Source organism: Neisseria sp. GT4A_CT1 (genome assembly GCF_000227275.1).
In the GTDB taxonomy this organism is placed as follows: domain Bacteria; phylum Pseudomonadota; class Gammaproteobacteria; order Burkholderiales; family Neisseriaceae; genus Neisseria.
The window spans coordinates 390,514-410,042 of record NZ_JH164967.1; the positions used below are offsets into that span (position 1 = coordinate 390,514).

Sequence of the window (19,529 nt, forward strand, 5' to 3'; positions counted from 1 at the left end):
CGACCGCCCTAACTACCCTCCTCCCTAACCCTCTCCCACGGGAGAGGGAATGGATTGCCGTTCAAATAAATCGCTCTACATAAAAATCAATGCGTTATCTCAAACTCACGTTAGGTCTAATCAAATTGTCGGACATCCATATCCGATAGCCCATCTTCTTTTCAGACGGCCTTTTCAGCCAACAACCGCGCCAATATCCCCTCATACACCGCCGACAGCTTCGGAATATCGTCCAGCCGCACGTTTTCGTTGATTTGGTGGATGGTGGCATTGGACGGGCCTAATTCGATGAGTTCTTTCGCAATGGCTTTGATGAAGCGTCCGTCCGAAGTGCCGCCGGTGGTGGACAATTCGGTCTCTACGCCGCAGGTTTCGGCAATGGCTGCGCGTGCCACGTCGGTCAGTTTGCCCGCGTGGGTCAGGAAGGGCTGCCCCGAGCACGACCACTGCAAATCGTATTGCACGCCGTGTTTGTCCAAAATGGCGTGAACGCGTTGTTTCAGCCCTGCTTCGGTGGACTCGGTGGAGAAGCGGAAATTGAATTTGACGTTCAGCTCGCCCGGAATGACGTTGGTCGCGCCTGTGCCGCCGTTGATATTGGAAATTTGAAAGCTGGTCGGTGGGAAGTATTCGTTGCCTTCGTCCCAGACTTCCTGCGTCAGCTCTAACAAGGCCGGGGCAAAAGTGTGGACGGGGTTGATTGCCAAATGGGGATAGGCGATATGGCCTTGCTTGCCTTTGACGGTCAGGTTGCCCGACAGCGAGCCGCGTCGGCCGTTTTTAATCATATCGCCCAATTTGTCCACGGCGGTCGGTTCGCCGACGATGCAGTAGTCGATAAGCTCGTCGCGCGCTTTCAATACATCGACGACTTTGGTCGTACCGTCCAGCGCGTCGCCCTCTTCGTCGGAAGTAATCAGGAGCGCAATGCTGCCTTGGTGGTCGGGATGTTCGGCAACAAAGCGTTCGCAGGCGGTAACGAAGCAGGCGATGCTGGTTTTCATGTCCGCCGCGCCGCGCCCGTATAATCTTCCGTCGCGCTCGGTCGGCTCGAACGGGGGCGAATCCCATTTTTCAACAGGGCCTGTCGGCACAACGTCGGTATGTCCTGCAAAACAGACAACGGGAGCTTTCGTGCCGCGTCGCAACCAGATGTTTTTGGTATCGCTGAAATGGAGTTCTTCAGCCGCAAAACCGATTTTGTGCAGGCGTTCGGCAAGCAGTTTTTGGCAATCTCGGTCGTCGGGGGTAACGGACGGGTGGGAAATCAACGCTTTGGCGAGTTCTAGGGATTGGGTTTCGGTCATTTTGTTCACTTTGGAAATCAGGTCGTCTGAAATGTTCTCAATCTGATTTTCAGACGACCTCCGGGTTAGGTTGGTATGTGGGGCGGGATTCGTACCCGTCAGTTTTCTGAATCATTTGCCGTGACAGGCTTCGTAAAGCGGCAGCAAATCTTCCACCGTTTCAACTATCCATTTTGCTACATCCTGTTTGCCCAAATCGTCGCGTTCGATGTGTTTGCCGATGCAGAAAAAGTCTTCGTCGTTTTGCAATCTTCGGTCGGATTCGCTTTGCTGTGCGACGGTGCGGTAGTCGTCATATTCGCTTTCCGCGCCGTGCCACATATCGAATGCGGCGTATTTTTCGGTATCGAAATCATCCAGCCAGCGGTTGTATTCGGGCAGCGCAATCGGCGACACGTCGGCTTTGTAGCAGTGCCAGTCCAAGCTGACGCTCAGGCGGCGGCGGTTCAATAAAATCGATAAAATCGCGGCGGAGTTTTTGTATTGGGCGTATTTGAAGTAGGCGAAGAAATGGGCGCGAACCTGCCAGCCGTTACACCAGCGTTCGATATGCGGCGGGGCGAAAGGTTCGCCCAAATCCGCAGCGACCTGTTGTATCAGCTGCTGCCATATCTGCCAGTTTTCCTTGTAGTCGGCTTTGATTTGCGGAATGCTCTCGGGCTGGTATTTTTTGAGCTGGGCAAACTGGAAAAACGGGATATTGAACAAATCGCAGCTTTTTGGCGTCAGCATGGTTTGCTTCCTTTTCAGACGACGTGGTTGTGTTACGGGGGATACTGGGGTCGTCTGAAACTCTGTTTTCAAGTTTTCAGACGGCCTTGTTTGAAGAAACGGTAATCTGTAAACGACCTTATCTGCGCCGGCGCGCCGCCATGATTTCGCCGATTTCGGTCAGTTTCTCTTTGGGGATAAACGTTTTGCCCATGTCGAACAAGGGTTCTTCAATCGCCAAATGGACATCGTAACCTGCCACAAAGCGTTTGAACGCTTCCGCATCGGGGATATAGGCGTTGTCTGCTTCGAGTTTGGCAAATTCGACAGCCACGGCATCCCAGTTACCATGCAGGCTCACATGCTGGCGCAAAAGCTCGTCCACGCTTTCTTGGGCTTGCGGCGCGTATTGCAGCAGGAGCGGGAAGAAGTTTTCTTCTTCGTCTTCATGGTGCAGCGGCGCGGCAACGTTGAAATACTGGGCGATTTGGCGGATGGTTTGCAAAACAATCCGATTGCAGCCGTTTTCGGCAATATAGTCCGACAACATGGCGACCTGGCCGCAGAAACGGCGCACTTTGCCGTGGCAGGCGTACAGTATTTCAATCGGTTCGGCAAAGGTAACGCTTTTGGTTTCAAACGGATTCATGTTTGTGTTCTCAATGGGTACTTTTCAGACGACCATTTTATAACAAAACAGCCTGCATAAAGCAGGCTGTCTGTATTTTGAAGCTTGGACGGATTAGTCGACCAAAGTCACTTTGCCGTTCATCAAAGCACCGTGTCCCGGGAAGGTGCAGGCAAATTTGTATTCGCCGCCCGCCAGTTTGGCAGGATCCAGAGTCAGGGAAGCTTCTTCGCCGCCGCCGACCAGTTTGGTGTGGGCAACAACGCGTGCATCGTCAGCTTTCACATAGTCGGTTGCAGCAGCGCCGGCACCGTCTTTGAAAATACCGTCCATGTCTTCGGCTTTACCGATGACGATGTTGTGACCCATGCTTTCTTTAGGTTGGGTACCGGTGTGTTTCAGAGTAACGGTGAATTCTTTACAAGCTTTGCTGACTTGGATTTCTTTAGTGTTGAACTGCATAGCGTCGTTGGCTTCGACAGTAGTCGCGCAGTTGCCGGCGGCAGGTGCTGCGGCAGAGTTGGCTGAAGCCGCGCCGGAAGCAGGAGCATCGGCAGGAGGTGCGCTTTCTGCAGGTGCAGGTGCGGCTTCGGAAGCAGCAGATGCAGTCGGAGCAGAGGCTTCGGCAGGTTTTGAAGCTTCTTGTGAACAAGCGGACAAGCCGATAACGGCAGCGGAAATCAGAGCCAAATAAGCTTTCATGTGTATCTCCTAATGATAGGTGAGAATATGTTAAGTTCTACAAAATAAAACTTGCGAATATATATTAATGAACCTAATTTCAGATTTCATATCCGCAAGCGAAAGAAGGATGAAAATGAAGCTATATTCTGCTACAACAAATCGAACAAATCCAAAATTCAACGGCTATTTTACCTCAGTTTACACAAATGAGAATGGCTACTATTAATGTCGTATTTCTTTAGTATTAGATTTTATCAGTCATACGAAATACTCTTTAACTTTAATTAACAAACAACACAACCATTTCAAACTATCGGCTGTGTTTGCGCACCAACTCCGCCAGCGCGGCAGCCAATTCGGGATGCTTGTCTTCCAATTTTGCCGCTGCCGCATCAAAACTCTCCAATGCCGCCCCGCTCAAATGCAGGCTGTTGACTTTGGGTTGCGCTGGCGGCTTCGGCACGACTTTGACCGCCACATCCCGAATCCCCGCGTTCAAATCCTGAAGCTGCGGCACAAGCGCAGGCAATATCATTTTCAGGCGCGAAGCCGCCATACCGTTTGCCGCCAGCAACACCAGCCTGCCCTCTTCGATGCAGGCGGTTTGAAAGTGCGGGTGCAGGTTTGCCGGCAGGATGCGTTTGACTGCCGCATCCAGCCTGCGCCATTGTTGCGACTGCTGCAACAAACCGGCCAACCGCGCATCCCGCTTGCCCAATTGTTCCAAATTCATATGTTTCAGACGACCTTTTCAAAGTGTACGGTTGTATTATCAAGATTGAAATCCGGTAAAACTGCCTTTATTTCAAACGGCATGACTGCCTTGCCGCGAGGCTTGTGTTAAAATCCCCGTTTCGCCATTATTTTATATCAGGCGCAGGAACTATTTCATGCTGACAAACATTGCTAAGAAAATCTTCGGCAGCCGCAATGACCGGCTGCTCAAACAATACCGTAAATCCGTTGCCAAAATCAACGCACTCGAAGAACAAATGAAAGCCTTGAGCGATGCGGATTTACAGGCTAAAACAGCCGAATTCAAACAACGTCTTGCCAACGGTCAGACTTTGGACGACATTTTGGTCGAAGCCTTCGCCGTCTGTCGCGAAGCGTCCCGCCGCGTACTCGGCATGCGCCACTTCGACGTCCAGCTTATCGGCGGTATGGTGCTGCACGACGGCAAAATCGCCGAAATGCGTACCGGTGAAGGTAAAACCTTGGTCGCCACCCTTGCCGTCTATCTCAACGCCCTGTCCGGCAAAGGCGTGCACGTTGTTACCGTCAACGACTACCTCGCCGCCCGCGACGCAGGCATTATGGAACCGCTCTACAACTTCCTCGGCTTAAACGTCGGCGTCATCGTTGCCGATATGCAGCCGTTTGACCGTCAAAACGCCTATGGCTCTGACATTACCTACGGTACCAACAACGAATTCGGCTTCGACTACCTGCGCGACAACATGGTAACCGACCAATACGACAAAGTTCAGCGCGAATTGAATTTTGCCGTAGTGGACGAAGTGGACTCCATTCTGATCGACGAAGCGCGCACCCCGCTGATTATCTCCGGTCAGGCGGATGACAACATCCAGCTGTACCAAATCATGAACAGCCTTCCCGCGCACCTCATCCGCCAAGAAACCGAAGAAGGCGAAGGCGATTACTGGGTCGATGAAAAAGCACACCAAGTCATCTTGAGCGAAGCGGGTCACGAACACGCCGAGCAAATCCTGATTCAAATGGGTTTGCTGCAGGAAAACGACTCCCTCTACTCCGCCGCCAACATCGCCCTGATGCACCACCTCATGGCAGCATTGCGCGCGCATACGTTATTCCATAAAGACCAACACTATGTCATCCAAGACGGCGAAATCGTCATCGTGGACGAATTTACAGGCCGTCTGATGTCCGGCCGCCGCTGGTCCGAAGGCCTGCACCAAGCCGTCGAAGCCAAAGAAGGCGTGGAAATCAAACGCGAAAACCAAACCCTCGCCTCCATCACCTTCCAAAACTACTTCCGCCTGTACACCAAACTCTCCGGCATGACCGGTACCGCCGATACCGAGGCTTTCGAGTTCCAAAGCATCTACAACCTCGAAACCGTCATCATCCCGACCAACCGCCCCGTACAGCGTAAAGACTTCAACGACCAGATTTTCCGTTCTGCCGAAGAAAAATTCGAAGCCGTCGTCAAAGACATCGAAGAATGCCACAAACGCGGACAACCCGTCCTCGTCGGTACCACCAGCATCGAAAACTCCGAGCTGGTCTCCCGTCTTCTGCAAAAAGCCGGACTGCCGCACAACGTCCTCAACGCTAAAGAACACGAACGCGAAGCCCTGATTGTCGCCCAAGCCGGTAAAGTCGGTGCCATTACCGTCGCCACCAACATGGCGGGCCGCGGTACCGACATCGTCCTCGGCGGCAACCTCAAGCACCAAATCGAAGCCATCCAGTCCAACGAAAACCTGAGCGACGAAGAAAAAGCTGCACAAATCGCCGCCCTTGAAAACGGCTGGCAGGCAGAACACGACCAAGTGGTCGCAGCAGGCGGTCTACACATCATCGGTACCGAACGCCATGAAAGCCGCCGTATCGACAACCAATTGCGCGGACGCGCAGGCCGTCAGGGAGACCCCGGCTCCAGCCGCTTCTATCTCTCATTTGAAGATCCTCTGCTACGCCTCTTCGCGCTCGATCGTGCCGCCGCCATCCTCAACCGCCTTGCGCCGGAACGCGGCGTCGCCATCGAACACGGCATGTTGACCCGTCAAATCGAAGGCGCACAACGCAAAGTCGAAGGCCGCAACTTCGACATGCGCAAACAAGTATTGGAATACGACGACGTTGCCAACGACCAACGTAAAGTCATCTACCACCAACGCAACGAAATCCTCAACAGCAAAGACGTCAGCGACCTGACTAAAGGTATCCGCGAAGAAGTCATCAGCGATTTGGTCGATTTGTACATACCGCCCGACAGCATGGAAGAGCAATGGGACATCCCCGCACTCGAAAGCCAGCTTGCCGCCGAATTCCGCCTGCACGAAGACATCCAAGCATGGCTCAAAGCAGACACCACTTTGGACAATCAGGACATTAAAGAGCGCCTGATTAAACGCGTGGAAGAAGAATACGCGGCCAAAGTCGAGCTGGTCGGTAAAAAACCGATGGCGGATTTCGAACGCAACGTCATGCTGCAAGTCATCGACCTGCAATGGCGCGAACACCTTGCCGCCATGGACTACCTGCGCCAAGGCATCCACCTGCGCAGCTATGCACAGAAAAATCCGAAACAGGAATACAAACGCGAAGCCTTCGCCATGTTTGAAAACCTGTGGCGCGGCATCAAGCATCAAACCGCCGCCCTCTTGACCTCCGTCCAAATCGAGCGCAACACCGATGTAGAAGAAATTGCCGAACCCGCACCCGTCGGCATCCAAACCATCCACTCCGAAGCGCCCGACATGGAAGAACTGCTCGGACAATCCCAAACCAATTTGGTTACCGAAGCGTTCGATCCCGACGGAACGGATTTCAGCCCCGAAGCACTTGCCGCCCAAGGCCAAGTCGTCCACCGCAACGACCCCTGCCCTTGCGGCAGCGGCCTGAAATACAAACAATGCCACGGCAAACTGAGCTGATGACAGCTTAAACAAAAGGTCGTCTGAAACCTCGAAAGGTTTTCAGACGACCTTTTTCATCACCCAAGTTACAGAACCGCGCCGCCATAAAAAAATACCATCGTTATTAAATTGTCAGGCGGTCACGATACGGTATAATCCCTAAATCTGCTTCGTACAGCATCATCGAACGCTTATGGACAATACGCAAAACCCTCAAAACCTGCAACGCAATTCATTGCGCCGCAACAGTATCTACCTGCTGCCCAACTCCTTCACCATCGCCGCCCTGTTCTGCGCCTTCTTCGCCATCACCCAATCCATGCACAAGCACTTTGAAATAGCGGCGATCGCAGTATTCCTCTCCATGCTGCTCGACGGCATGGACGGGCGCGTGGCGCGGCTGACCAACAGCCAAAGCGCATTCGGCGAACAGCTCGACAGCCTTGCCGACATGGTCAGTTTCGGCGTTGCACCTGCATTGATTATTTACAAATGGCAACTTTCGCAGTTCGGCAAAATCGGTTATTCCGTCGCCTTCATCTACTGCGCCTGCGCCGCCCTGCGCCTCGCCCTCTTCAACACGCTTATCGGCAAAGTCGATAAACGCTGGTTTATCGGCGTCCCCAGCCCGACCGCCGCCGCGTTGATTGTCGGTCTGATTTGGGTCAACCACAGCGTCGAACGCTTCCCCGGCGTACATTGGTGGGCATTGGGCATCACGCTTTTCGCCGGCATTTCCATGATTGTCCAAATCCCGTTTTGGAGCTTTAAAGAAATCAACATCCGCCGCCAAGTCCCGTTTATGGGCATGGTAATCGCCGTGTTGATCCTCCTCTTAATCACATGGAAGCCCGCCCTCGTCTTATTCCTCTTCTTCTTGGGGTACAGTCTCTCCGGCTACATTATGGCGGCACGGCGTTGGCTGAAAAAACGCCGCAGGAACAAAAAGGTCGTCTGAAAAATGTGGACTTGGGATATTATCCTCGCCCTGCTCGCCGTCGGAAGCGCGGCGGGCTTTATTGCAGGATTGTTCGGCGTAGGCGGCGGCACATTGATTGTCCCCGTCGTCTTGTGGACGCTGCAACTGCAAGGCATCAGCAGTCATCCCTACGCCCAACATCTCGCCATCGGCACATCCTTCGCCGTCATGGTATTCACCACCTTCTCCAGCATGTACGCACAGCACAAAAAAAGCGCCATCGACTGGCAGACCGTCCGCCGCATGACCCCCTCCATGATATTTGGCGTACTGATCGGCGCGGTCACCGCCAAATACATGCCTACCCGCGCCCTGCAAATCTTCTTTATCGTATTCCTGACCCTCATCGCCCTCAAAACCCTAGCCGACTCCAAACCCAAAGCTTCGCGCCACCTGCCCGCCCTACCCGGTCTGAGTGCGGTCGGCACATTGTTCGGCGCAGCTTCGAGCTGGGTCGGCATCGGCGGCGGTTCACTGTCCGTCCCCTTCCTGATGTATTGCAACTTCCCCGCCCACCGCGCCATCGGCACATCCTCCGGTCTCGCCTGGCCGATTGCGTTTGCAGGCACAATCGGTTATCTCATTACCGGCTGGAACATCCCCAATCTCCCCCACGGCTCCGGCGGCTTCCTCTATCTGCCCGCCGTCGCCATCCTCAGCATCGCCACCATGATTTTCGCCCCTATCGGCGTCAAAACCGCGCACAAACTCCCCGCCCGCCAGCTCAAAATCTCCTTCGGTATCATGCTGCTGCTGATTGCTGTCAAAATGGCTTGGAACCTTATCCGCTGATCATGACGACGAACACTGTATAACGAAATTCTCCCTACCCTTTGACTGCATGCCCTTCCTAAAAAACGTTTAATCTTTCCCAAAAGCCTAGTCTGACGGACGGTTATTCGTCTGCAACGACAAGCATTCATAAGAACACCACTCAACACAAAAGGTCGTCTGAAACCCAAATCTGGGTTTCAGACGACCTTTTTTCTACATCAATAAACGATGTTCAACAGGCAATCAATAGAAGCCTTCGCGCTCTTCGCGGGTGGAGATGTAGATGTTTTTCACCTGAGTATAAGCGGCGAGCATCATTTTGTGGGTTTCGCGGCCGATACCTGAAGTTTTGTAGCCGCCGAACGGTGCGCCTGCGGGCAGGCGGTTGTAGCAGTTCACCCAAACGCGGCCGGTTTCCAGTGCATTGGAAACACGCAGGCAGCGGTTGATGTCGGTACTCCACACTGCGCCGCCTAGGCCGTATTCGCTGTCGTTCGCCATTTTGATGACTTCTTCTTCGGTTTTGAATTTAATTACGGTAGCAACCGGGCCGAAGATTTCTTCTTGGGCGACGCGGGCGCTGTTGCTGCCGGCTTCAATCAAGGTCGGCTCGACAAATTCGCCTTTGCCCAACTCGCCTTCGATTTTCTTACCGCCGGTGATGATGCGGCAGCCTTCTTGTTCGCCGATTTTGACGTATTTCAAAATGGTTTCAAGCTGGCCGGCATTGACTTGCGAACCCATTTGGGTGTCGTCTTCCCAAGGCAGGCCGACTTTGATTTTTTTGAATTCTTCAGCCAAGGCGTTGACGAATTTGTCGTAAATGCCTTCCTGAACGAAGATGCGCGAGCCGGCACAGCACACTTGGCCTTGGTTGAACAAAATGCCTTTTTGCGCGCCTTCGAGGGCTTTGTCAAACGGCATGTCGTCAAAGAAGATGTTGGCGGATTTGCCGCCCAGCTCCAAGGTGGAGGGAATGAGCATTTCGGCGGCAGCTATGCCGATGCGGCGGCCGATTTCGGTCGAGCCGGTGAAGGCGAGTTTGTTGAAGCCTTTGTGGTGCAGCATGTATTCGCCGGATTTAGAACCGCGTCCGGTGATGATGTTCAGCACGCCTTTAGGCAGCAGGTGGTTAATTTTTTGAGCGAGCGACAACAGGCTCAGCGAAGTGCTGGAAGACGGGTGGATAACGATGGTACAGCCTGCGGCAAGTGCGGGGGCGATTTTCCAAGCCGCCATCAGGAAAGGGAAGTTCCACGGGATAATTTGACCGACTACGCCGATAGGTTCGCGCAGGACGATAGACAGGTCTTCGGAGTCAAGCTGGGTGGCAGTGCCTTCTTCGCCGCGGATTACGCTGGCAAAGTAGCGGAAATGGTCGGAAGCCAAAGGTATATCGGCGGCGCGGGTTTCGCGGATGGGTTTGCCGTTGTCCAGCGTTTCCTGCAAGGCGAACAATTCCAAGTTTTCGTCAATCACATCGGCGATTTTGTTGAGGATGGCAGCGCGTTCGGTGGTGGTGGTTTTGCGCCATGTTTTGAACGCTTCTTGCGCGGCGGCAACCGCAGCATCGACATCGGCATCGGATGCGTCGGTAAATTTGGCTAACAATTCTCCGTTGGCAGGATTGTATGAATCCAAAAGCGCGCCGGGTTTGGTCCACACGCCGTTAATCAAGAGGCCGTACTCTTTATCAAACACATTTAAATCTTTTGCCATGATGCTGTCTCCTTGGTTGTCTTCTTGAGGTTTCGGACGTATCTCCAACGTCGTCTGAAAATAGAATAGTATTTTTTCTCTTTCAGTTCAAGCACTAAAAATGATATCGTTCTCAAAATTCCAAATATGTAATTTTCTAAAATAGGAAATCTAATCCGATAAGGCTTGACCCCGCATGGAAATGAAGCGGGTTTGTTAATGTATTTAAAGTTTTCAGACGACCTTTTTTACATGATATGTGTAAGAATTTTTCAGCGCTTTAACAGGTATATTTTTACGCAGATAAAATGTTATGGTATAACATTTTATTTCTTATTTTTCAAAAAGATAGGGTGTTGACACAGCGAAATGAAGGGGAGTATTCTCATTTAGAGGAAGGGCGTTATTCCGATTCCGCCTGTCCCACCATTTACGGATTTCTTACGAATGCCAAGGAGAACACCATGAAGATGCAAGCAGTTGTTGTGAATCAAAATGTAGCAGGCGATGTAGAAGTTGTAGAACGCGAACTGCGCCCGTTGGAATACGGCGAGGCGTTGGTTGAAGTCGAATATTGCGGCGTGTGCCATACCGACTTGCACGTTGCGGCAGGCGACTACGGCGAAAAACCAGGCCGCGTGTTGGGACACGAAGGCATCGGCATCGTCAAAGAAGTCGCTCCGGGCGCGAACGCCCTGAAAGTCGGCGACCGCGTCAGCATCGCATGGTTGTTCCAAAGCTGCGGTTCGTGCGAATACTGTAATACCGGTCGCGAAACCTTGTGCCGTTCCGTATTGAACGCAGGCTACACCGCTGACGGCGGCATGGCGACCCACTGTATCGTCGATGCAGACTACGCTGTCAAAGTACCCGACGGTCTTGACCCTGCACAAGCTTCCAGTATCACCTGCGCCGGCGTAACCACTTACAAAGGCGTGAAAGTTTCCGGCGTGCGTCCGGGACAATGGATTGCCGTTTACGGCGCGGGTGGTTTGGGCAACTTGGGTGTCCAATACGCGAAAAAAGTATTCGGCGCACACGTCGTCGCCATCGACATCAATGATGAAAAACTGGCATTCGCTAAAGAAAGCGGCGCAGATTTAGTCATTAACGCCGCCAAAGAAGACGCAGCCAAAGTGATTCAGGAAAAAACCGGTGGTGCACACGCAGCCGTTGTTACCGCCGTATCCGCCGCCGCGTTCAACTCTGCCGTGGACTGCGTCCGCGCAGGCGGCCGCGTCGTCGCCATCGGTCTGCCGCCCGAATCTATGGACCTGTCCATCCCGCGTTTGGTCTTGGACGGCATCGAAGTGGTCGGCTCGCTGGTCGGTACGCGCAAAGACTTGGAAGAAGCCTTCCAATTCGGCGCAGAAGGCTTGGTCGTACCGAAAGTCCAACTGCGTGCTTTGGACGAAGCTCCGGCAATTTTCCAAGAAATGCGCGAAGGCAAAATCACCGGGCGCATGGTTATTGACATGAAAAAAGAATGCGGCTGCGGTCATCATTGATTTGATGTAGGCAGTTGAATGAAAAGGTCGTCTGAAACCTTTTTTTTCGGGTTTCAGACGACCTTTTGTTTGATTTGAACCATCGCGGATTCACACAATCAGGGGCAACCTGCGCAGCCGGATCATTTCATGCCGCAAAGGCGCAGGATGGCGATATCTGATTTGACGTTGCCGCTTTTATAACCAACGGCGGACGCGGCTGCAGTACGCTTCGTACTCGGCACCGAATTTCCGCGCCAAAACACGTTCTTCAGGCATGATTTGAAAACGCGTCATATAGGCGGCAAATACCGCCAAAAACAGCCACGGCAACGGATGCGCCAAGTGTCCCGCCCATGCCGCCAGCCAGAAGCCCATGCCCGCATACATCGGGTTGCGGCTGAAACGGTACACGCCGTCTGAAACGAAGTGTTCGGTTTGTTCGGGGTTGAACGGGCTGACGGTCGTGCGCACACGGCGAAACGCCCACACACCTAACACACCCAACGCTGTCCCAAACGCTATCAAAACAACCGACAGCAATATCGGAAAGTGTGGCAGTATGCCTACCAGCGCGGATACTTGCGCAGAGGCATACATCAGCAATGCGCAGATAAAACATATCGCCGGCGGCGGGATTTTGGTTTCTAAATTCATATTATTGTCTTTATAAAACGGATACAGTGACGTTTTCAGACGACCTCTTGCCGTCATTCCCAAGTTCAAATCCAATCAAAACGACTCATCCGCCCGCAGATAGCGCCATTTGCCGGGCGGCAGTTTGCCCAGTTTGACCTTACCCATCCGAATCCGCTTCAGCCCGACGACGCGCAAACCGACAAGTTCGCACATACGGCGGATTTGCCGTTTTTTGCCTTGTTTCAACACGAAACGCAGCTGGTCTTCGTTTTGCCATTCTACTTTGGCGGGGCGCAATTTCTCGCCGTCCAAACTCAATCCGTGGTTGAGCAAGGCAAGTCCTTTTTCGTCCAATTTGCCGCGCACGCGCACCAGATATTCTTTTTCGCTGCCGCTGTTTTCGCCGATAAGCTGTTTGGCGATGCGGCCGTCCTGCGTCAACACCAGCAACCCGACGGAATCGATGTCCAGTCTGCCGGCGGGCGCCAAGCCGAATTTGTGTTTTTCGCTGAACGGAATGCGGCTGTCGTCGCCTTCCCAACGGTTGTCGGCGGTAATCAGCTCGGCGGCGGATTTGTAGCCTTTTTCCGCCTGCGCGCTGACGTAGCCGACGGGCTTGTTGAGCAGGATGGTGACGCGCTCCGCCTGTTTTTCATGCGCCTGCCGGTTGAGGTCGATGCGGTCGCGTTCGGTTACTTTCTGACCGAGTACGGCGGTTTGCCCGTTGACCTTGACCCAGCCTTGCTCGATGTAGCTGTCCGCCTCGCGGCGCGAGCATAAGCCCAATTGCGCCATACGTTTGGAAAGGCGCATGGTTTCGTTTGAATCGTGTTCCATAATGGTTTGCCTGAAAAGAATGAATCAGATTATAAAGCCAAACCGTCATTTTCCCTACCGACATTATCGACATACCGCCCATCTTACGGACGCGCGAAATGCCCGCCCATGTCGAATAAATACCGCCAAGCCCGTTTTATGACAAAGGTCGTCTGAATAAACTATACTTTCAGACGACCCCTATTCATCACGGAGCTTATCCATGTCCATCCGTCTGACTACGCTGTCGCTTATTCTCGCCGCCACAGCCTGCACGCCCACCGTTTCCCCATCGGCAGAAAATTCGCCGACCGTCACCAAATCCGCCATCGATACCGACTACTGGACCGAACAGCCCTATTGCAGCGGCCGCTATCAATTGCGCCTGCCGTCCCAACGCCGTCACGGCAGTACGCACCTTGATTACAACGGCTGGAGTGTGATGGTTATGTTTAACGACTGGAAGAGAAACGTTAGGAATATCAACGAGTTTAAGCAAAATGGTAGAGCAGGAACAAAAATTGTCGTCGATACCCGCACCCTGATTCCGGATCGGGCAATGATGCAGGTAACGCGTAGGGATTTTGAATGGGAGCATATTATCCGAGATCGCGGTATGCCCTACGAAGCCGATTTATATTTCAAGCTGGATAATGATGATGCTTATATTGTGCGTAGTTATTTCCGCATTCCTTCTGATCATGGCAAAGCCCCTGCCAACTGGAAAACCCAAGAAAAAGAAGCAATAAACACCATGGAGAAAAAATTCCGCCAAGAAATCCTCAATGGGTTGAAAACCAGACAGGAATTTGAAGTGCCAAATAAACACGGCATTTGTCTGATAGGCGGTTTTATCGCGGACGACGGCAAAAAACCGTTTGAAGTCCATAGCACCGTCGAATTTGCCAAACAACACGATATGAGTCTGGAAATCATGCACGGCGACGTGTTGAAAGCAGGCGAACCGACGTTGCTGCAACGTAAGGTAAATCTGGGGAAAGGCGCAATGGTTAAAGCGTTAACCCGCACCATCCGCCAAGGCAAACGCACCATCAACGGTATGTCGGGCGAGGAAAAATTGGTGAAATGGGGCGGTAACAAATATATGTTCTTTTGGGAACGCGACGGCGGCGACCCGCGCATCATGATGCAGTTTGGCGCGGAGAAAAAAGACGGGACGAAGCGCAGCGAAGCCGAAGTGCTGGCGATTTGGGATACGGTTTTGCCGACTTTGAAACCTGTGAAGCAATAGCGATGAAAAAGGTCGTCTGAAAATGGTTTTCAGACGACCTTTTTACCGAAAAGCAACTTATCGCGGCTCTTGCTGAGAGGGAAGAAATCGGGGTAAATATCGTTCGGGACATAAAGCAGAAAAACCTGCGCCCTCTTCTTTTGTTTGACGACAGAGAGGAAATCCCGAAGCGGGTCATGCAGACAAATCATGCTTTTTGCCGTGCCAACAAAAAACCTGCCGTTTTCGGCAGGTTTTTTATCGGATGACTCGCTGTATTACAGGCCGCTCAGACGGGCGGTGTCGTGTGCAATCATCAATTCTTCGTTGGTCGGGATAACAACGGCGACGGCTGAGCTGTCGGCAGTCGTAATCACGCCTGCGTTACCGAAGCGGGCTTTCAGGTTGGCTTCGTGGTCGGCTTTCAGACCGAGGAAGCCCAAGTAGCCGAGTACGCGTTCGCGGATGATGTCGGAGTTTTCGCCGATACCGCCGGTGAAGACGAGTACGTCCAGACCGCCGGCTGCCACAGCCATGCTGCCGATGTATTTGGCGAGACGGTAGATGAAGACGTCCAGGGCGAGTTTCGCGCCGGGATGGCCTTTGCCGGATTCTTCTTCGATGGTACGGCAGTCGTTGGACAGGCCGGACAAGCCGAGCAGGCCGGATTTTTTGTTCAACATGTCGGTGATTTGAGTGATTGTCATGTTGGCGTTTTCAGCGAGGAAGCCGAAGACTGCGGGATCGATGTCGCCGCTGCGCGTACCCATCACGAGGCCTTCCAGCGGGGTCAGTCCCATGCTGGTATCGCGTGATTCTCCGTTGGCGACGGCGGTAATGGACGCGCCGTTACCCAAGTGGGCAATCACCATGCGCAGGTCTTTTTTATCTTTGCCGAGGAAGCGTGCGGTTTCGTCGGCAACGAAACGGTAGCTGGTACCGTGCGCGCCGTAGCGGCGCAGGCCGTATTTTTCATAGTATTCTTGCGGAATGGCGTATTTGTAGGCGTGTTCCGGCATGGTTTGGTGGAAGGCGGTGTCGAAAACGACGACGTTGGGCAGGCCTTTGAAAATGCTTTGTGCGGCACGCAGGCCCAAGAGGTGCGCGGGGTTGTGCAGAGGGGCGAGCGGGATACATTTTTCGATGCCGGCGATGACTTCGTCGTCAACGAGGATGGATTCGCTGTACAGTTCGCCGCCACTGACAACGCGGTGGCCGATGGCGCCGATGCGGCTGTCGAGGCCGTGGGCTTTGAGTTCTTCCATCAGGGCTTCAACTGCGCCGGTGTGGTCGGGCTTGGCGGACAGGTCGACTTTGTGTTTTTCGCCGTTTACTTTGAACGTGATGTAAGCGTCGGGCAGGTTGAGTTTTTCGGCAAGGCAGCTGAGCAGGACTTCGCCGCTGTCGTTATCCAGCACGGCGCCTTTGAGGGATGAGCTGCCGCAGTTCAAAACTAGGATGAGTTTTTGGGTCATTTGTTGTGGCTCCTGGATGTTTCAGACGACCTGTGCGGGCAGTATCGGCAATCTGTTCTTTGTCGTGGATATACCGCCAAACATCTCCCGCAGGCATAGTGGATGCGCTTGAGGTTCGAGCCGGGCATCTGCGCGGCAGGCCGTATCGGTTGGTGGCGTAAAATCTATGAAAGAAAAATGATTGCTACATTCGGAATGGGGCAACTTTATGAATATTGCTTTCCGTGTGGTTTCTGCCGCCGCCGGTTGGACGGGGTCGTCTGAAATCGGTTGATGAATGTAAACCGCGCTATTCTAGCAAAAAACGGGGGCGGCTGCTTGGCTTAATGTTTGACTTGGAGCAGGCGGAAAGCGATAAAGGAAGATATTGATGTTTAAAGGGAAACGGTTTGTTTTCAGACGACCTGTCGAACGCGGGGGCGTAAAGCCCTTTGCAGGGGCGTGTCAAACTGTTACATTTAGAAAGTTTTTGTATTCACTATGTCGTCTGAAAACAGCGGCAGCCTTTTAAGATTCTTTGATATGCACTATTTCAGTATCCATACGCAACAAGGCGCCCATGTGGGCTTTTTCATCATGCTGCCGGATGATGAATCCGAAACTCAGCCGCAGAGCGGGCGTTTCGCCGTCAAGCTGCAAAGTGAAGAAGGCGTGGCGGCGGAGGTTTTGGCGCCTTTCGGGCAAACCGAGATTCCGCAATATTGGCGCGTCGTGAAAGACCGTATCGAACTGTTTTTTGACGACGCCCCCGTCGGCTCGCTGCGCAACGAATATCTGACCGTATCGGGACAGACTTTTGTCTTAACCGATTTGACCGGAGCGATGTGATGGAAAGTATGTTTATCTTAGTGCCCATCAGTATTATTTTGGCGTTTGCCATCGGCTATTTTTTCTGGTGGTCGGGCAAAAACGGGCAGTTTGACGATCTCGAAGGACCGGCACACCGCATTCTGATGGACGACGATTCCACCGACAAACTGCTTGAAAACGAAATAGAAAAAGAAGAACAAGAATCCGAAAAATGAGCCTCAAAAAAGACAATCTGAATTTCCCGACCAGCCGCCGTTTCGCCCCATTATTCGGGACGCAGTTTCTGGGCGCGTTCAACGACAATATGTTCAAAACCGCGCTGTTTGTGATGATCAGCTTCTACGGTTTGGGCAAAAACAACTTCCTGCCCGCCAGCCAAATGCTGAACTTGGGCGCGTTGCTGTTTATCCTGCCGTATTTCCTGTTTTCCGCGCTGTCGGGACAACTGAGCACCAAATTCGACAAAGCCGTCTTGGCGCGATGGATCAAAGTATTGGAAATCGTCATCATGGCGGTGGCGGCGTTCGGCTTCTATATCCAGTCCGCCCCGCTACTCTTGGTCTGCCTGTTTTGCATGGGCGCGCAATCGACGTTGTTCGGCCCGCTGAAATACGCCATCCTGCCCGATTACCTCAACGACAAAGAGCTGATTATGGGCAACAGCCTGATCGAATCAGGAACATTCATCGCCATTTTGTTCGGTCAGATTTTAGGCACGTCCGTCGCAGGCTTGCCGCCCTCCGTCGTCGGCATCTTAGTCTTGCTCGTCGCCATCGGCGGCACGCTGACCAGCTTCTTCATGCCTAACGTCCCCGCCAAAGCCCCCAACACCAAAATCGAATGGAACATCGTCAAAGGTACGCACGCGCTCCTGCGCGAAACCGTGCAATATGATTCCGTCTTCACATCCATCATCGGCATATCATGGTTTTGGTTTATCGGCTCGGTGTACACCACCCAACTGCCGACTTTTACGCAAATCCATTTGGGCGGCAACGACAACGTCTTCAACCTCATGCTCGCCCTATTCTCCATCGGCATCGCCGCCGGCTCGGTGTTGTGCGCCAAACTCAGCCACGAACGCTTGCTCTTGGGCTTGGTAACCGTCGGCACGACGGGTTTGACCGTATTCGGCTTGATTTTGGTATGGCTGACCCAAGGGCAACGCTTTACCGAGCTCAACGGCATCACTTGGTTCCTGTCGCAAGGCATGGCGTATCCCGTCATGCTCGTCATGACGCTGATCGGCTTCTTCGGCGGCTTCTTCTCCGTCCCGCTCTACACTTGGCTGCAAACCGCCAGCAGCGAATCCTTCCGCGCCCACGCCGTCGCCGCCAACAACATTATCAATGGCGTGTTCATGGTATCGGCTGCCATTTTAAGCGCGGTACTCTTGATGCTGTTCGACAGCATTTCCCTGCTTTACCTGATCGTCGCCATCGGCAATATCCCCTTGATTGTTTACCTGATCCAGCGCGAACCCCGTTTCTTAAACGATATGGGCAAGATATTTCACAATATCGGCAAACGGTAAGCCTAAGCTTAAAAAAGGTCGTCTGAAACCCGAAATCTCGGTTTCAGACGACCTTTTTTTGAATCCGTCCAAAGCGGTCGGTATTCAATTATGAAGTCAGCGCAGCTTTGAGGATTTTGTTGACTTCACCCATATCGGCTTTGCCCGCCAACTGGGTTTTCAACACGCCCATGGCTTTGCCCATGTCAGCCATTCCGGAAGCTCCGGTCATGGCGATTACGGTTTCCACGGCAGTGCGGATTTCTTCGGCAGACATCATTTGCGGCAGGTAGCGGTGCAGGATTTCGATTTCGGCATTTTCTTTGTCCGCCAGGTCCTGACGGCCTGCTTCGGCGTAGATGTTGGCACTGTCTTTGCGCTGTTTGACCATTTTGGTGATGATGGCAATCACTTTGCCGTCATCGGCTTCGGTGCGCTCGTCCACTTCAAATTGTTTGATGGCGGCATTGATGAGGCGGATGGTGCTTAAAGCAGTTTGATCTTTGGCACGCATCGCGGTTTTCATGTCTTCGGTTAATTGTGCTTTCAGGCTCATGGGATGACTTTCAGGAAAAGATGGAAGATGGTATTGCACATACTGCCTTAGGGATTCTCTATTTTTCAGACGACCTATTATCCTAGGGGCTGTCGACATTTAATTTTCCAAGTGGATTTTTGTTCACAAAGCGGAAGATTCAAGGCGGAAACCGCAACAAGGTTGGACACCTTGTGAGGATTTCCAACGCAGAAGATACCGCTTGGGGGATAAAAAGACACGGAAACTATTGAATGTCGACAGCTCCTAAAGGTCGTCTGAAAAACAAAACACACCGCAGGTCAAGCCTTGCGGTGTGTTTCGGCATCACAGGGCAGACCTGCAATTGATGTTTAGTACATTTTAGGAGGCAGTTGTTGGCTGCGCAGGCGTTTTTGCAGGCGTTTTACGGCTGCGGCTTTTTTGCGTTTGCGCTCGGTAGTCGGTTTTTCGTAAGCTTCACGGGCGCGCAGCTCGGTCAACAGACCGGTTTTTTCTACGGCACGTTTGAAACGGCGCATGGCTACTTCGAAGGGTTCGTTCTCTTTAACGCGGATTGCAGGCATTTTATTTCCTTTAAATTGAATTCTGGTTTCAAACCGCCGAAAGGAAGAAA

The 19,529-nt window shown here is 52.7% G+C and carries 19 protein-coding genes; 8 read left to right on the forward strand and 11 right to left on the reverse strand.

From position 1 onward, the window contains the following. Positions 1-161: 161 nt before the first annotated feature. The 5 genes from dapE to HMPREF1028_RS08650 all read right to left on the reverse strand — a co-directional run bounded on the left by dapE (position 162) and on the right by HMPREF1028_RS08650 (position 4,063). Complete coding sequence (gene dapE, locus HMPREF1028_RS08630; RefSeq protein WP_009312396.1) at positions 162-1,307, reverse strand: succinyl-diaminopimelate desuccinylase; 1,146 nt, start codon at positions 1,305-1,307, stop codon at positions 162-164. Positions 1,308-1,418: 111 nt separating this feature from the next. After that, positions 1,419-2,039, reverse strand: a complete 621-nt coding sequence (locus tag HMPREF1028_RS08635; RefSeq protein WP_003776923.1) for an HI_0552 family protein — start codon at positions 2,037-2,039, stop codon at positions 1,419-1,421. A 118-nt stretch (positions 2,040-2,157) separates the two neighbouring features. Next, a complete protein-coding gene (locus HMPREF1028_RS08640; protein WP_009312399.1) occupies positions 2,158-2,667 on the reverse strand; it encodes a hemerythrin domain-containing protein in 510 nt (169 codons plus the stop codon). Positions 2,668-2,760: 93 nt separating this feature from the next. Continuing rightward, the gene (gene azu / locus HMPREF1028_RS08645; protein ID WP_003776920.1) at positions 2,761-3,348 is read right to left on the reverse strand and encodes an azurin; all 588 of its coding nucleotides are present in this window, start codon (positions 3,346-3,348) and stop codon (positions 2,761-2,763) included. Between the two features lie 292 nt (positions 3,349-3,640). Next, the gene (locus tag HMPREF1028_RS08650; protein WP_003776918.1) at positions 3,641-4,063 is read right to left on the reverse strand and encodes a DciA family protein; all 423 of its coding nucleotides are present in this window, start codon (positions 4,061-4,063) and stop codon (positions 3,641-3,643) included. 157 nt (positions 4,064-4,220) lie between these two features. Here HMPREF1028_RS08650 and secA point away from each other — a divergent pair, with 157 nt between their 5' ends. The 3 genes from secA (at position 4,221) to HMPREF1028_RS08665 (ending at position 8,727) form a co-directional block, all read left to right on the forward strand. Further along, positions 4,221-6,974 carry a preprotein translocase subunit SecA gene (secA, locus tag HMPREF1028_RS08655; RefSeq protein ID WP_009312402.1) on the forward strand — a complete coding sequence of 918 codons (2,754 nt, stop codon included), beginning with the start codon at positions 4,221-4,223 and terminating at the stop codon, positions 6,972-6,974. 175 nt (positions 6,975-7,149) lie between these two features. After that, entirely contained in the window at positions 7,150-7,914 is a 765-nt protein-coding gene (pssA, locus tag HMPREF1028_RS08660; protein ID WP_003776916.1) for a CDP-diacylglycerol--serine O-phosphatidyltransferase, read from the forward strand. Positions 7,915-7,917: 3 nt separating this feature from the next. Beyond that, positions 7,918-8,727 carry a sulfite exporter TauE/SafE family protein gene (locus tag HMPREF1028_RS08665; protein ID WP_009312405.1) on the forward strand — a complete coding sequence of 270 codons (810 nt, stop codon included), beginning with the start codon at positions 7,918-7,920 and terminating at the stop codon, positions 8,725-8,727. A 225-nt stretch (positions 8,728-8,952) separates the two neighbouring features. Here HMPREF1028_RS08665 and HMPREF1028_RS08670 read toward each other — a convergent pair whose 3' ends face one another. Continuing rightward, positions 8,953-10,428: an aldehyde dehydrogenase family protein gene (locus HMPREF1028_RS08670; protein WP_009312407.1), complete on the reverse strand. Its 1,476-nt coding sequence runs from the start codon at positions 10,426-10,428 to the stop codon at positions 8,953-8,955. A gap of 443 nt (positions 10,429-10,871) precedes the next feature. Here HMPREF1028_RS08670 and adhP point away from each other — a divergent pair, with 443 nt between their 5' ends. Then, positions 10,872-11,915: an alcohol dehydrogenase AdhP gene (adhP, locus tag HMPREF1028_RS08675; protein WP_003764565.1), complete on the forward strand. Its 1,044-nt coding sequence runs from the start codon at positions 10,872-10,874 to the stop codon at positions 11,913-11,915. A 177-nt stretch (positions 11,916-12,092) separates the two neighbouring features. On the opposite strand, the gene HMPREF1028_RS08680 is transcribed toward adhP, so the two are convergent. Further along, on the reverse strand, positions 12,093-12,551 hold the full coding sequence (locus tag HMPREF1028_RS08680; protein WP_009312409.1) for an isoprenylcysteine carboxylmethyltransferase family protein: 459 nt from the start codon (positions 12,549-12,551) through the stop codon (positions 12,093-12,095). Between the two features lie 75 nt (positions 12,552-12,626). Then, positions 12,627-13,370 carry a pseudouridine synthase gene (locus HMPREF1028_RS08685; protein WP_009312411.1) on the reverse strand — a complete coding sequence of 248 codons (744 nt, stop codon included), beginning with the start codon at positions 13,368-13,370 and terminating at the stop codon, positions 12,627-12,629. A 202-nt stretch (positions 13,371-13,572) separates the two neighbouring features. Here HMPREF1028_RS08685 and HMPREF1028_RS08690 point away from each other — a divergent pair, with 202 nt between their 5' ends. Then, the gene (locus HMPREF1028_RS08690; RefSeq protein ID WP_009312413.1) at positions 13,573-14,601 is read left to right on the forward strand and encodes a T6SS immunity protein Tli4 family protein; all 1,029 of its coding nucleotides are present in this window, start codon (positions 13,573-13,575) and stop codon (positions 14,599-14,601) included. Positions 14,602-14,858: 257 nt separating this feature from the next. Here the strand turns inward: HMPREF1028_RS08690 and HMPREF1028_RS08695 are convergent, their stop codons facing one another. Then, positions 14,859-16,055 (reverse strand): acetate kinase, encoded by a 1,197-nt coding sequence (locus tag HMPREF1028_RS08695; RefSeq protein WP_009312415.1) that lies wholly within the window; start codon positions 16,053-16,055, stop codon positions 14,859-14,861. Positions 16,056-16,577: 522 nt separating this feature from the next. Here HMPREF1028_RS08695 and HMPREF1028_RS08700 point away from each other — a divergent pair. From HMPREF1028_RS08700 to HMPREF1028_RS08710, 3 genes are read left to right on the forward strand one after another with little or no spacing between them, the layout of a single operon-like run. Then, positions 16,578-16,883, forward strand: coding sequence for a hypothetical protein (locus HMPREF1028_RS08700; protein ID WP_019270221.1), 306 nt, complete (start codon positions 16,578-16,580; stop codon positions 16,881-16,883). Next, entirely contained in the window at positions 16,883-17,080 is a 198-nt protein-coding gene (ccoS, locus tag HMPREF1028_RS08705; RefSeq protein ID WP_003744897.1) for a cbb3-type cytochrome oxidase assembly protein CcoS, read from the forward strand. The genes HMPREF1028_RS08700 and ccoS overlap by 1 nt, the downstream gene beginning before the upstream one ends. Continuing rightward, a complete protein-coding gene (locus HMPREF1028_RS08710; RefSeq protein ID WP_009312420.1) occupies positions 17,077-18,399 on the forward strand; it encodes an MFS transporter in 1,323 nt (440 codons plus the stop codon). Before ccoS ends, HMPREF1028_RS08710 begins: the two co-directional genes overlap by 4 nt. 88 nt (positions 18,400-18,487) lie before the next feature. On the opposite strand, the gene HMPREF1028_RS08715 is transcribed toward HMPREF1028_RS08710, so the two are convergent. Further along, positions 18,488-18,934, reverse strand: a complete 447-nt coding sequence (locus HMPREF1028_RS08715; protein ID WP_003744883.1) for a GatB/YqeY domain-containing protein — start codon at positions 18,932-18,934, stop codon at positions 18,488-18,490. Between the two features lie 332 nt (positions 18,935-19,266). Next, positions 19,267-19,479 carry a 30S ribosomal protein S21 gene (rpsU, locus tag HMPREF1028_RS08720; RefSeq protein WP_002214819.1) on the reverse strand — a complete coding sequence of 71 codons (213 nt, stop codon included), beginning with the start codon at positions 19,477-19,479 and terminating at the stop codon, positions 19,267-19,269. Positions 19,480-19,529 lie beyond the last annotated feature (50 nt).